The 12,152-nt window shown below is 63.8% G+C and carries 10 protein-coding genes and 1 pseudogene; 3 read left to right on the top strand and 8 right to left on the bottom strand.

The window, feature by feature from the left end; genetic code table 11:
* Together O2807_05095 and O2807_05090 are read right to left on the bottom strand one after the other, a co-directional pair.
* A partial coding sequence (locus O2807_05095; protein ID MDA0999879.1) for an FAD-dependent oxidoreductase occupies nucleotides 1–1,152 on the bottom strand: 1,152 nt, incomplete at its 3' end.
* 35 nt (nucleotides 1,153–1,187) lie between these two features.
* Complete coding sequence (locus O2807_05090; protein MDA0999878.1) at nucleotides 1,188–2,864, bottom strand: thiamine pyrophosphate-binding protein; 1,677 nt, start codon at nucleotides 2,862–2,864, stop codon at nucleotides 1,188–1,190.
* An 873-nt stretch (nucleotides 2,865–3,737) separates the two neighbouring features.
* Here O2807_05090 and gatE point away from each other — a divergent pair.
* A complete protein-coding gene (gene gatE, locus O2807_05085; GenBank protein ID MDA0999877.1) occupies nucleotides 3,738–5,660 on the top strand; it encodes a Glu-tRNA(Gln) amidotransferase subunit GatE in 1,923 nt (640 codons plus the stop codon).
* 32 nt (nucleotides 5,661–5,692) lie between these two features.
* Here gatE and gatD read toward each other — a convergent pair whose 3' ends face one another.
* Complete coding sequence (gene gatD / locus O2807_05080; GenBank protein ID MDA0999876.1) at nucleotides 5,693–7,087, bottom strand: Glu-tRNA(Gln) amidotransferase subunit GatD; 1,395 nt, start codon at nucleotides 7,085–7,087, stop codon at nucleotides 5,693–5,695.
* A 304-nt stretch (nucleotides 7,088–7,391) separates the two neighbouring features.
* On the opposite strand from gatD, the gene O2807_05075 reads away from it, so the two are divergent.
* A complete protein-coding gene (locus O2807_05075; protein ID MDA0999875.1) occupies nucleotides 7,392–7,793 on the top strand; it encodes a YciI family protein in 402 nt (133 codons plus the stop codon).
* Nucleotides 7,794–7,996: 203 nt separating this feature from the next.
* Here O2807_05075 and O2807_05070 read toward each other — a convergent pair whose 3' ends face one another.
* Together O2807_05070 and O2807_05065 are read right to left on the bottom strand one after the other, a co-directional pair.
* Nucleotides 7,997–8,596, bottom strand: a complete 600-nt coding sequence (locus O2807_05070; protein ID MDA0999874.1) for a DUF3105 domain-containing protein — start codon at nucleotides 8,594–8,596, stop codon at nucleotides 7,997–7,999.
* 34 nt (nucleotides 8,597–8,630) lie between these two features.
* Nucleotides 8,631–9,293: a protocatechuate 3,4-dioxygenase gene (locus O2807_05065; GenBank protein MDA0999873.1), complete on the bottom strand. Its 663-nt coding sequence runs from the start codon at nucleotides 9,291–9,293 to the stop codon at nucleotides 8,631–8,633.
* A gap of 279 nt (nucleotides 9,294–9,572) precedes the next feature.
* Between O2807_05065 and O2807_05060 the strand changes: the two are divergent.
* Nucleotides 9,573–9,695: pseudogene (locus O2807_05060) on the top strand (DUF3800 domain-containing protein).
* 324 nt (nucleotides 9,696–10,019) lie between these two features.
* Here O2807_05060 and O2807_05055 read toward each other — a convergent pair.
* The 3 genes from O2807_05055 to O2807_05045 all read right to left on the bottom strand — a co-directional run.
* Nucleotides 10,020–10,799, bottom strand: coding sequence for a class I SAM-dependent methyltransferase (locus O2807_05055; GenBank protein ID MDA0999872.1), 780 nt, complete (start codon nucleotides 10,797–10,799; stop codon nucleotides 10,020–10,022).
* The gene (locus O2807_05050) at nucleotides 10,796–11,479 is read right to left on the bottom strand and encodes a GntR family transcriptional regulator (protein ID MDA0999871.1); all 684 of its coding nucleotides are present in this window, start codon (nucleotides 11,477–11,479) and stop codon (nucleotides 10,796–10,798) included. The genes O2807_05055 and O2807_05050 overlap by 4 nt, the downstream gene beginning before the upstream one ends.
* Before the next feature lie 7 nt (nucleotides 11,480–11,486).
* The coding region (locus O2807_05045) for a CaiB/BaiF CoA-transferase family protein (protein ID MDA0999870.1) at nucleotides 11,487–12,152 on the bottom strand (666 nt) is incomplete at its 5' end.

Genomic DNA, 12,152 nt, shown 5'->3' with positions numbered 1-12,152 from the left:
GCCCTCGATGCTCGACATCATGCGGGTGTCTGTCCGTACGCCGCCGCCGGTGAAGTGCGCCTTGGCGCCAACCTCCATCGGCTCCTTCGAGAGATCGAAGCCGATGGCCTCGCACTTTTTCTTGTAGCTGCGCGGCACCGAGGCGCCCCCCTGAAAGGCGCTGAACTCATATTCCATCACGTCGGGCGGGACAGGGGTGAGATCCATGAAGCAGCCCCCGTGCGGAGAGCCGCGCCCGGCCAGCACCTCCTTGCGGATGGCGTAGGAACGGATGTCGCGCGTGGTGTTCCAGGCGCGGAGGTCGTCGTATTTGGCGAGAAAATCCTCCCCCAAGGCGTTGCGGAACTGGCCGAGTTCGCGGATGCGCGGCCGCCAGCCGGGAAAGTTCGTCAGCGTGGGGTTGATGTGGGTGAGCCGGGGGTCCACCTGACAGGGGACGAACTGGATGAACTCCATGTCCACCATCTCGGCACCGGCCCGGAAAGCCATGCCGTGGACATCGCCGGCCGTCTCGAGGGTGTTCGTCGTATGACGGAAAGGCCAGAGGCCGGAGAATCCCCCCGCCGCGAGGACCACCGCCTTGCAGCGGAACACCCGGACCTCGCCGCTCTTCCAGTCGATGCCGGTCAGGCCGGCGATCCGGCCATCCTCGACAAGCAGGCGGGTGACGAGAACGTTCTCCATCCAGGGAATCTGGAGGCGGTCGATCTCCTTTCGGAGCGCCCACATGATGCGCGGACCTGTCATGAAGCCGTAGTGCACCGAGCGCTTGCGCGAGTGGCCGCCGGGGGGCCAGACGAGATCGAACCTCCCCTGCGCGTCCTTGCGGAAGGTGCGGCCCCCGCCCCACTCGTCCAGCTCCTTCAGGGCGAGGGGGGCTTCGCGGGCATAAATCTCGACGAGCCGCTGATCGGCCACGCAGTGGCCGCCGATCACCGTGTCCCGGAAATGAAGTTCGGGGCTGTCGTCCTCGCCGACGGCGGCAGTGCAGGTGTGCCCGGCGGTGATGGTGCCGCCGCTTCTGCCGAAGGTGCCCCGGTCCAGAATGAGGACCTTGGCGCCCGCCTGGGCCGCGTGGATCGCCGCCTCGCTCCCGGCCCCGCCGGAGCCGATGACGATCACGTCCGCTTCAATCGGGGTGTGCCCGCGCATCGAGGTTCCTTCCCCTTCCCCCGCCGCCCTTCCGGCTACTCCACCGCGAGCGGCGCCATCGCCTCGATGTCGCTCACGCAGTCAATGACGACCGGGCGGTTCGCCTCAAAGGCCCGCTGCAGTGCGCTGTTGAGTTCCGAGGGCTTCTCGACGCGAATGCCCAGCGCCCCCATGTCCTCGGCGATCTTGGCGAAGTTGGTTTCGCTGAGCGTCCAGAGCTCCCGGGCCTGCTCGGTCTGCTTGCCGCCGTAGGCTTTATCGAAACCGCGTTTCGACTGGTTGCCGGCAGCGTTGTTGTTGACGAGGGTGACGGCGTTGATCTTCCACCTGACGGCGGTCTCGATCTCGCCGATGTGGTACCAGAAGCCCGAGTCTCCCGTGAAGGTGAGCACCGGGCGGTCCGGCACGGCGCACTTCGCCCCGAGGCCCGCGGAAAAGGCCCAGCCCAGGTGGCCGAAGCTGCGGATGTAGCTCTGCGTCGGGTGCATCAGATCGAACATGCCGCCCATCCACATGCCCGAGTGGCCGGTGTCCGCCAGAACGAGGGTGTCCGAGGGGAGCGACGCGCTCAGCTCCTTGCAGATGCGCTCGGGCCGCATGGGAACGGCATCGGAATTCATCAGATCGGCGAACTCGTCCCGGAACGCCTTGACGATGCCCTGTGCCTCTTTAACCCATGCGTTGCGCGATGCGGCAGTGCCGCCGTCGGCCGCCTCGATGAGCATCTGGAGCGAAACCTTGGCGTCGCCCTGAATGGAGGCCTTGAGGGGGTAGTTGCGCCCAAGCTGCTCGGGTTCGATGTCGAGCTGGATGGCCGGCGTCCCGATGGGCGGGACGTTCCAGAAGTGTGTGGTCATGCCGCCCGTCTCTGATCCAACGAAGAACACGAGGTCGGCCGCATTGACGGTGAGGTTCGCGCTTTTTCTCGAATACGTGCCCACGACGCCCACCGAGAGGGGATGGTTGCCGGGGATGGTGTCTTTCCCGGTGAGGGAGGTGGCGACCGGGATATTCAGCTTTTCGGCGAGCGCCACCAACTCCTTCGCGGCGCCCGAGGCGCGCACCCCGCCGCCCGACACAATGATGGGCTTTTTCGCGGCCTCCAGCAGCCGCGCCACCGCCTGGACGCAACCCGCCTCGGGGGCGGGGCGGAAGGGAGGAAGCTGGGCGAACTCTTTCTCGATAACGATCTCCATGTCGGCCTCGCCGGTGTCGAGTTGCCCCTCGTTCCCAGCGAACTGCAGGTGCACCGGCCCCGGCGTGCCGGTCGTCGCCACGCGGAAGGCCTGGCGCAGCATGTCTGGAAAGCGGGAAACATCGTCTACCGTCGCGTTGAACTTCGTGACCTTTTCGAAGCCCGGCACATCGTCGATTTCCTGGTAAACTTTGCGGAATTTCGTCTTCGGAACGCGGCCGCCGGTGAAGGCCAGTACCGGGGACTTGGCGAGATAGGCGTCGCGAAGCCCCGCCGCGAGGTTCATCGCCCCGATGACCTGCGCCATGCAGACACCCGGCCGGCCCGAAGCGCGGGCGTAACCGTCCGCCATGTAGGCGGCGGATTTTTCTCCGTGGGTCTGGATGCGCGCGATCTGGGTCCGCTCCTCCATCTCGGCCATCGAACGGCGGAGCACCGCGGGCACCAGGAATACGTGTGTGACACCATAGCCTTTCAGCATCTCGGCCAGAACCTGCGCACCGGTCATCTTGGGCATCTCTAACCCCCTCCTTTTTGTGACATGCATGATGGCTGTTTTTCGATGAATCCGGATAGTGGCCCAGGAAGAACGCGGGGCGCAAGCGGGTTTCGCGATGATCAAGCTCTTCGGAATCGGCCGCCGGATGCGCTACCGGCCCGGCTCTCCCCCTTGCCCCAGGATCTTGCCGAGGGGGATATTCCCTTTGCTGGGAAAAGATAGTTTCGACGGGAAACCGCTTTCAAGAAACACACCCCCGGCCAGCACCCGGCAAGCCGCGCACCGTCCCATCTTTATTCGCTCCCTGCTCTCCGGAAAAATCATCTGGGAAAAACGAAAAAATCTGAAATGGAATGCCGTCCCCGGGAGGGAAACAACGACGATGCGCCTAGGGGAAAAGTTTCCCTCGGCCGAAGCATCTTGGACAAGGAATCTCCCCTCGGGTCAACATCTCCATCAGCCGCGTGTCGCCCTCCAGGGCGAAGCGCACTGCCATGAGGGAGGCCTGGGCGCGGAGAAAGCCGTCGCTTTCTCCAGCTTCGCCATTATTTTCAGCACGCTTCGCCAGATGCGCCAAAACCTCCTCTGCCTCCCGAACCACACATATGACCCGTGTTTGGGGCATCGCGCACTCCTTTAATTAAAATAATTGAATTAATATATTCTACAATATATTCTTGAAATATACAAATTAATATAATATTTTTCTTTCATGGTAACGCTCCCATTCTTGGCATTTCCCCAGCCAAGGGGCCCGGAATTCCGGCTGGGTTCGCGGATTTTCCCATTACCCGAAAGGGATTTGAGATCAGGGCGCTCATCGGCATAAAATCGCGGCTGTTTTCACCGCCCCGGAAGCACATTCCGGGGCCCTATTTCGGTTGGGATTGCATGACAAAACTCGATTACGACGCGCTGGGCTTCCGCTCCGGCCTGGAGGTCCACTACCAGCTGCTGACCGCCCGGAAGCTTTACTGCCGCTGTCCGGCGGGCCGCTATTCCACCGATTTCGATGCCGAAGTGCTCCGCCACATGCGCCCGACCCTCTCCGAACTCGGCGTGTACGACCGGGCCGCCCTCATGGAGTTCAAGACCCGCAAGGAAGTCGTCTACCAGGTGCGGAACGACACCGTCTGCACCTACGAAATGGACGACACCCCTCCTTTTCCGCCCGATCCACGCGTGATCGACATCATGCTCGAGGTGGCGCTTCTGCTTCGCTGCAGCGTGGTCGGGGAGATTCACATCACGCGGAAGCAGTACCTCGACGGGAGCATCCCGACCGGCTTCCAGCGCACCGCCATCGTCGGGGTGGAGGGAAAAATCCCCCTGCGGGATCGGGAGGTTCCCGTCATCCAGATCAGCTTCGAGGAGGACTCGTGCCGCGAGGTCGCCGACGAGGGACACCGCATCACCTTCCGCACCGACCGCCTGGGAATGCCCCTGCTCGAAGTGGTCACCTACCCGGAGATGCGGACGCCCGATGAAGTCGTGGATGTCGGCCGGCGGATCGGCCAGTTGCTGCGCGCAACGGGGAAAGTGCGGCGGGGCATCGGCTCGGTCCGCCAGGACGTGAACGTCAGCATCGAGGGGGCGCCGCGGGTCGAAATCAAGGGCGTGCCGCAGCTCTCGGCTTTCCGGCAGCTCACCCACAACGAGGCCCTGCGGCAAAAGGGGCTGCTTGAGATCCGCGAGGAACTCCGAAAGCGCGGCATCGGACCCGACGATGTCACGGCGCAGCCGGCCCCCCTCCCGGCGGAGGGAATCGAAGATCCCATCCTCCGGGAGGCCTGTGCCCGGGGTCACCAAGTCTGGGCGATACGGGTCCCCCGCTTCGTGGGCATCCTCGGCTGGCACCTCCAGGATGGGCCGGAGGACACAAGCATCCCCTTCCTGCGGGATGTCGCGGGAAGGGTGCGCGTCATCGCCTGCCTCGATCAGAACCCCATTCTCTTCTGCCGGGACGCCGCCGATCCACGCCGGCCGGAAATCCTGAGCGATCGCGACTGGGAGGCGGCAGCCCGCGCCACCGGCGCCAAGGATGAAGACGCCCTCCTCGTGGCGTTCGGGCCCGAGGGCGACCTTCGGACCGCCGTGCAGGAGATCGAAATCCGCCTGCGGGAGGCCGCCGTGGAGATTCCCCACGAAACGCGACAATCATTGGGGGACGGAACAACGGACTTCGAAAGAATCCTCGCGGGCTCCGACCGGATGTACCCGGACACCGACCTGCCCCTCATCCCCATCGAGGAGGCGCATCTCGCCCGCATCGAGGCGGCCATGCCCGAGCCGCCCTGGGAGCGCGAAACCCGCTACCTCTCCTGGAAGCTGCCGGAGGATGTGGTAAGCACCCTCGCCTTTTCTCCCAGAGGGGCGCTGCTCGATCGCATCGTGGCCGAAACGGGCGCATCTCCCCTTCTCGCGGGCTGCACCCTGGTCCACACCGCCAAATCAATCAAGAAGGCGGACCTCTCCGCCATCACGGATGATGGATGGGTCACGCTTTTTCAAGCATTTCAAGATGGAAAATTCGGCCGCGAGGCCATCCCCGCGCTTCTCCGGAAAATGGCAGGTGGAGAAAGTCTCGAAGCCGCGCTCGGCGCCCTGAATCTCTCCCCCTTGGCGGATGAGGCGCTGGAAAAGCTGGTGGCCGAAGTCATCGCCGCCCACGGGGCGGACCCCATGCACAATCCCGCGGACGAGAACCGCCTCGCCTACCTCATGGGCTTGGTGATGAAGGAAGTCCGGGGAAGGCGCGGCGGACAGGAGATCGGGGAGCGGGTTCGCCAGAAATGGCAAACGCGACAAGGATAGTTATTTAATTAAAAACAATTACTTAGGTTATCTTACTTCCAATATTTCTTTAGGTAATCATCCACCTCGGGAAGCCCGCCCTGGAGGATCAGATAGCCGTTCGGGGGCTCCCGATCGGTGATCTCGTCCGAGACCCGCTCCAGCATGATCCGCTTCACCTCCGCGGGGTCACCCGTCTGGCCGAGCGCCCAGCCGAGCTTCACGTAGGCCACCTCGGGGAGCATGTTCGCCAGCGGGATGACGCCGCGCTCCTGGATGTCCCGCCCCGTATCGTAGACGTACATCTGCGCGAAACCCCACAGGGTCTGCACCGTCATGAACATCGGGATGCCCGCGTCCCGCGCTTTTTCCAGCGCCGGATAGAGCGGCTTGTTCACATGGCCGAGACCCGTCCCCGCGATGACGATCCCCTTGTAGCCGTTCTCGATGAACCCCTCGAGCACGTCGGGCTGCATGTTGGGGTAGTAGTAGAGTATCCCGACCTTTTCCTCGAAGCAGGCGCGGATGCGCGGCTTTCGCGCCGGATCGCGGGGGCGCCAGTCCTCCTTGATGGGGGTCAGCGTCTCGCCCTGGATTTTGGCGAGCGGCACATCGCTCAGCGTGCGGAAGGCCGAGCGGTAGCTGCTGTGCATCTTCCGCACCCGCACCCCGCGGTGGAGCAGCGCGTACGCATCGCTCGTCGGCCCGAACATGCAGACCATGACCTCGGCGATCTGCCCCGTCGCGGCGGCCTGGGTCGCGTGAATGAGGTTCAGGGCCGCGTCCGAACTCGGCCGGTCGCTCGATCGCTGGGAGCCGACCATCACGATGGGCACCGGCGGATCCTGCACCATGAACGTCAGGGCGGCGGCGGTGTAGTGCATCGTGTCGGTACCGTGGCCGATAACGATGCCGTCCACCCCTTTTTCGAGCTCTTTCTCGATGGCCAGCGCGGTGCCGATCCAGTGCTCGGGGCCGATGTTCTCGCTGAAGATGCCGTAGAGCTTGATGGTGTCGAGATTGCAGATGTCCGCCAGCTCGGGCACCGCGCCGTAGAGCTCCCCCGGCGCGAAGGCGGGGATGACGGCGCCCGTCCGGTAATCGAGACGGCTCGCGATGGTGCCGCCGGTCCCCAGAAGGGTGACGTTGGGCTTGGCCGGATCTTTGGGAAATTCCTTCTCCGGGATCTGGTAGTTCGCCTCCCGGTAGCCGACCTCTTTCATCTGGAGGATATTTTCGGCGGCGACGCCGACGTTGTAGCCGGTGAGGAGCTTCAGGACGATGTGGTGCTCGTCCGCCTGTTCGGCCCGGGGAAGGATGATGCCGTGGAATTTCCCGCGGGTGGTCTCGGCGTCCACCTCGCTCCAGACGCGGACGCCGAAGGATTCGAGTACCGCGCGGGCCTTGCCACGGTAGCCCTTCAAGGGATCGGCGGCGGCCTCGCTCATGTCTGCCCTGCCGGAACGCGCGGCACAGCGACGCCGATCATGCAGTCGCGCGTGACGAGCCGGGCCAACTCCGCCTCGCCGCCCATGTCGTGGTGTCTACGCATCCGGAAAACCTCCCTCAAAAAGAGACGCTGGCAGGATGCCATCCCCGCAAATCGAAGGCAACGCGGGGCGATCCGGCTTCAAATCCGCGCCAATTTCCCGTAGGATAAATCTGTATCCATCCTTGGCCCCGAATTCGCTTCCTTCCCCGGGGTGCCTGCTTCCCCCGGCGGAGGCGTTCACAAACACGATGGAGGAAAAGATGTCCGGACCACCGATCCCCACCGCGAAGGAAATCCGCCAGAAAAGCGCCGAACACGGCCACCTGAACATGCAGCTCTATGTCTATTTCACCACCCCCACGGGCGAACTCGGCCCCGTGATGGAAAATCTCAAAGAACATCTCGAATATCAGGCCGAACTCGAGCGGAAGGGGATCATGTTCGGCGCCGGGCCCCACTGGGACGACAACGAGGAGTACTGGACCGGCGAGGGGATGGTCATCGTCCGCGCGAACTCTCTTGCGGAAGCCAGGGAGATTGCCGCCGCCGATCCCATGCACAAGAGCGGGGCGCGCAAGTTCATCGTGCGCCCCTGGCTGCTGAACGAGGGCTGCCTGACGATCAAATTTCCCTTCTCGCAGGGAAAGCGGGAGCTGATCTAGACCGGCGGGGGGCCTTGTCGCTCGCGCCTTCTCCCCTCGGCGCAAAAAAACCGTCATTATCCTTCAGTATCGTGCAATGGCCCCCTTTTCGAAGCCCGGCCCGCCCGGCGCGCGCGCGCCGGCCCTCCCCTTTGGGGCGGGACAGGCTCACTCTCGCACATCCAGCGGGAAAGGCCCGCGCAGAAGATGCGGGGAGGTTCGGGCTAGCGGACCGGATTCTCCGGGCCGCGCCCGCGGTAGGCGTCCACAAAGGCGGCGGCGGCCGCGGGCTCGAACCGGTCCATCGCCAGGCGGCGCGTCCAGGCCGTCAGCACGACCCGCGCGCCCAACCCCTTGGCCGGAACGGCGATAACGCCGTCCCATTGGCCGCGGTAGAGATCGGTCCAGGCGCGGATGGCGCCGAGGGTCTTCGGATCGGGCTGATCGTAGTAGATGACGATGTTGCCGTGCTCGAGGGCATGGACGAGCATCTCCTTCGGCTGGGGCGCATCGTAAAATCCCGGTGTGCTCCAATTCGGCGCGTGGGCCCCCGAAGTGGGAAAGCGATCGGCATAAGAGCCCGCCTGGCCCGGCTGGAGATGGGCGTTTCCGAGGGAGGGAAGCTGCTCAGCCCGGGAAGGCGCTCCCTTTCCGGCGGCGGCCAGCTTCTGGAAATTCTTCTTGTCGTCTGCGGCCTGCCACCAGCTGTATGCGGCGAAAAGAACGACCGCGGCCACGGCGGCAATCGCAACGATCTTCCCGCTCCCTTTCGAAGATCGGCGGACCGGCTCTTTTCCCTTTTGACGCACTTTCTTCCTGGCCATTTATTCCTCTCTCACGATAAAGACTGCTGGAAATTCAGCGCTGAAAGGCATTCCGCCCCAGCACAATATCAAAACGCCCGGCCAGCGCGCCCGCTTCCAGATTGGAGGCGGGACGAAGATCCACGATCAGGCTTCTCCGCGCCGCCGGGTCATCCACGCTGTTGAGCGGCCCATCCGCCGCGTTCAGCGGATGTCCCTTGAGGTACATCTGGGTCGTCATCCAGCCGATTCCGGCGCCGCGGATGCCGAAATGGATGTGGGGCGCCCTTCCGGGATAAGGGACCGGCCGGATCGTCCGGAACCGGAAACCGCCATCCGCGCCCACGGTCATCCGGCCGTATCCCTGAAAGGCGGGATCCGCCTCCCCTCTCCGGTCCCAGGGGTGATGGTAGAAGCCGAAAGCGTCGCACTGCCAGATTTCCACCTGCGCGCCCCGGACCGGGCGCCCGTCCTCGTCCACCACCCTTCCGAAGACATGGGTGAGCTGGCCGGCCGCCGGGCGATCGCTTCCTCCGACCTGGGCCAAATCGTTGTCCGACTCAAGGGGTATCCGTTGCGGGTAGAAAGGCCCCGGCGTCTGGCGCGGGGTGGGGAGCAATTTCGCCGCCGCCGCAGCGCCGGCCGCAGCGGCCGAGGCCGCGAGGGCAAGCCCCGAGGCAATGAGCTGGCGCCGCGTGAGGGAAGAGCGCGCACGCATGGGACACTCACTTTCCGGCGGCGAGACACGAGAAAAAATGCAGATGGCGGCGATGGGGGGGAAACACTCCCTCTCAACAACAGGGGATTCTATAAGAAATCCCCGTGCGCGAAAAGGGGGAAATTCCGGTCGTGGGTCCGTTTGCACAATGGACCCGTGGTGTCATTCCGAAGGAGCGCAGCGACTGAGGAATCTGCTGTGGAAAAGCGGATTCCTCGCGCCTCCGGCGCTCGGAATGACAAGAAAAACAAGCAGACTGACCCACTACCTAGTAATTTTATAATCTATGCAGATGAAAGTGGTGACCACGGGCTCGTGTCAATAGATCCTGAATATCCGGTTTTTGTTCTTTGTTTTTGCATCTTTAGAAAAAGAGATTATGTGTCTACTGTTGTTCCAAGTCATCCAATTGGCCGTCATATTTTAAAACCCAGTCAGCCAAATCGGGCCTACGATATAATACAAACGAAATTCCGTCGTTCCCCAGCAGGTTCTGTGGGTGGATATGGGCTAAAAAGGTTCCCATAAAAGCGAAAAGCCCCGGTGTTCACTGAAGCCCAGTGCCGACCGGAGATTTCCAGTCCATTTTTAACTCACTTTAAAATATGGAAGGTAGCTTTAATCTGTCAACCAAAATCGTTTGAAAAGGACGAAAAGATTCCGTTGATTTTCAAGCCAAATCGTAAACAGGGAAAATTTCTGAAAATCAGCAATGAAACGACCCCTCTACCGCTTTTTCCCCAAAACAAACGCGCGCTTGCGGAGGATGGCGAGGGCACCGCGCGTGCCCTCGGCCTCGAACCAGCCGCCGCCTGAATCGCGCATCTTTTCGAGTCCATCCAAAACGGCCGGGATGTTCGCCTCCGGCGTTCGGCCGCTCTCGAGCCATTCCAGGGCGCCGAGGCGCTCCTTCTCTGTGTGGGCCTCGATGAGATCGGCCCCGGCCGCCGCATAGTGGGCCCTGAACTCCGCGAGCGAGACGGTGTGGACGAGGGAGGGCTCGCGGAGCTTCTCGATGACGTGGATTTCCGCCTGCGCGGCGGCCCCATCCGGCGCGTAGTGATCCATGACGGCGATGTGGCCGCCCGGCCGGAGGATGCGGACCATCTCGGCGACGACCTCGGCCGGGGACCGCATGTGATGAAAAACATTCCGGCAGATGGAGAAATCCACGCACCCCTCCGCCAGGGGAATCCGGTGGCCGTCCCCGAGAAAAAAAGCGGCCGCGGCGCCCAGGCCCATCCCGTCGAGGCGGGTTCTTCCCTTCTCCGCCATCGCGGCGGCGACCTCCACCCCGAGCAGGCGCCCGCCCGCCTCGAGGAAGGGAAGAGCGGCGTTCGCCGTGCCCACGCCGATGTCCACAAGAAGCGCGCCCGCCCCGCAGCCGGTCTGCCGGATCACGCCCCCCAGCCAGGCGGCTTCCGATTCGGGGAGGCTGTGGGTGTAGGCGGCCGCCCGCTGGTAGAAGTCCTCGATGTTGGCGCGGAGGGGGTCCTTGTCGCTCATTCTTCTTCCGGCTCCGGAGGGAGGAGATCGAGCACGAAGCGGCTCTGCTTCTCGAGGTGATCGATGACGAGGCGCTCGGCTTCCCGGCCGTCTTCCCGAAGAATCGCCTGAAGGATCTCCTCGTGCTCCGCCATGGATTCATCGAGCCGCCCGGGGTAGTTCAGGGTGATCACCCGTGTTTTCAGAATCTGCCGCCGCAGGTTGTCGATTATCCCCTGCAGCCGCTCGTTGCCCGAGGCGTCGGCGATGAACTGGTGAAAATGGCGGTTGGCGGCCCAGTAGGCGTCCACATTCCCTTTTTTGTGCTGCGCCTTCAAATCCTCGTAGAGGGAGAGGAACTCCTCGCGCGCCTTCCCCTCACAAAGATGGGGGGTGGCCAGCCGGGTGGCGAGCCCTTCGAGGACGCTCGTGATGATGTAGAGATCGTAGGCCTCCTCCCGGGTGATGCGGCTGACGTAGGCGCCCTTGTGGGGGATGACGGTGATGTAGCCCTCGGCGGCCAGCTCGCGGAAGGCCTCGCGCAGCGGGGTGCGGCTCACCCCGAGCGACTGGGTGAGATTCGTCTCGACCAGCTTGTCCCCGGGCTGGAAGATGCCCTTGAGGATCGCCTCCTTCACCTCCTCGGCGACGACTTGGCTGAGCGATTTCGGCTTTTCGATGCGAACGGGCTCCATGTTCATGGCAACCTCAGACCACCCCGCCCTCGCGGAGCGATCGGCGGGCGGCTTCGTCAAGACCCAGCAGGTTTTCGAGAATTTCGTCGGTGTGCTGACCGAGGGCGGGCGGCGGCAGCCGCACCCCGCCCGGGGTGTCCGAGAGTTTGATGGGCACGCCGGTGACCTTGGTCGGCCCCGCACCGGGCGCATCCACGTCCACCACCATCTCCCGGGCCAGGACCTGGGGTTCGGAGAGCACCTGGGCCAGATCGTTGATCGGCCCGCAGGGGACCCCCGCCGTGCGGAGGGTTTCCAGCGTCTCGGCGGCGGTGCGCGAGGCGAAAAATTCATCGAGGATGGGCGTCAGAGCCTCCCGGTTGCGCACCCGGTCGGCGTTCACGGCGAAGCGGGGGTCATCCTTGAGGTCCCCGAGACCCATCGCGCCGCAGAACTTTTGCCAGAGGCTGTCGTTGCCCACCCCGATGTTGAAGTAGCCGTCCCGGCACGAGAACGTTTCATACGGGGTGATGGAGGGGTGCTTGTTCCCCCGGCGGGGCGGGACGTTTCCGGTGGCGAAGAAGCTGCTGGCGTGGTAGGTGAGCAGCGCCACCTGGCCGTCCAGCATGCTCACGTCCACTTCCTGGCCCACCCCGGTTTTTTCGCGGTGGTAGAGGGCGAGGAGGGTGCCCTGCGCGGC

This window comes from bacterium (assembly GCA_027622355.1).
Lineage (GTDB): Bacteria > UBA8248 > UBA8248 > UBA8248 > UBA8248 > JAQBZT01.
Note: the sequence above shows the minus strand (reverse complement) of the source record. Positions and strands in the feature narration are given on the sequence as shown.

Bases quoted from the DNA above. Each gene is read 5' to 3' on its own strand.
- O2807_05065 (MDA0999873.1), bottom strand. From the start codon at position 9,293: ATGCGTGCGCGCTCTTCCCTCACGCGGCGCCAGCTCATTGCCTCGGGG.
- gatD (MDA0999876.1), bottom strand. From the start codon at position 7,087: ATGAGCGAGGCCGCCGCCGATCCCTTGAAGGGCTACCGTGGCAAGGCC.
- O2807_05055 (MDA0999872.1), bottom strand. From the start codon at position 10,799: ATGAGCGACAAGGACCCCCTCCGCGCCAACATCGAGGACTTCTACCAG.
- O2807_05050 (MDA0999871.1), bottom strand. From the start codon at position 11,479: ATGAACATGGAGCCCGTTCGCATCGAAAAGCCGAAATCGCTCAGCCAA.
- O2807_05075 (MDA0999875.1), top strand. From the start codon at position 7,392: ATGTCCGGACCACCGATCCCCACCGCGAAGGAAATCCGCCAGAAAAGC.
- gatE (MDA0999877.1), top strand. From the start codon at position 3,738: ATGACAAAACTCGATTACGACGCGCTGGGCTTCCGCTCCGGCCTGGAG.
- O2807_05090 (MDA0999878.1), bottom strand. From the start codon at position 2,864: ATGCCCAAGATGACCGGTGCGCAGGTTCTGGCCGAGATGCTGAAAGGC.
- O2807_05070 (MDA0999874.1), bottom strand. From the start codon at position 8,596: ATGGCCAGGAAGAAAGTGCGTCAAAAGGGAAAAGAGCCGGTCCGCCGA.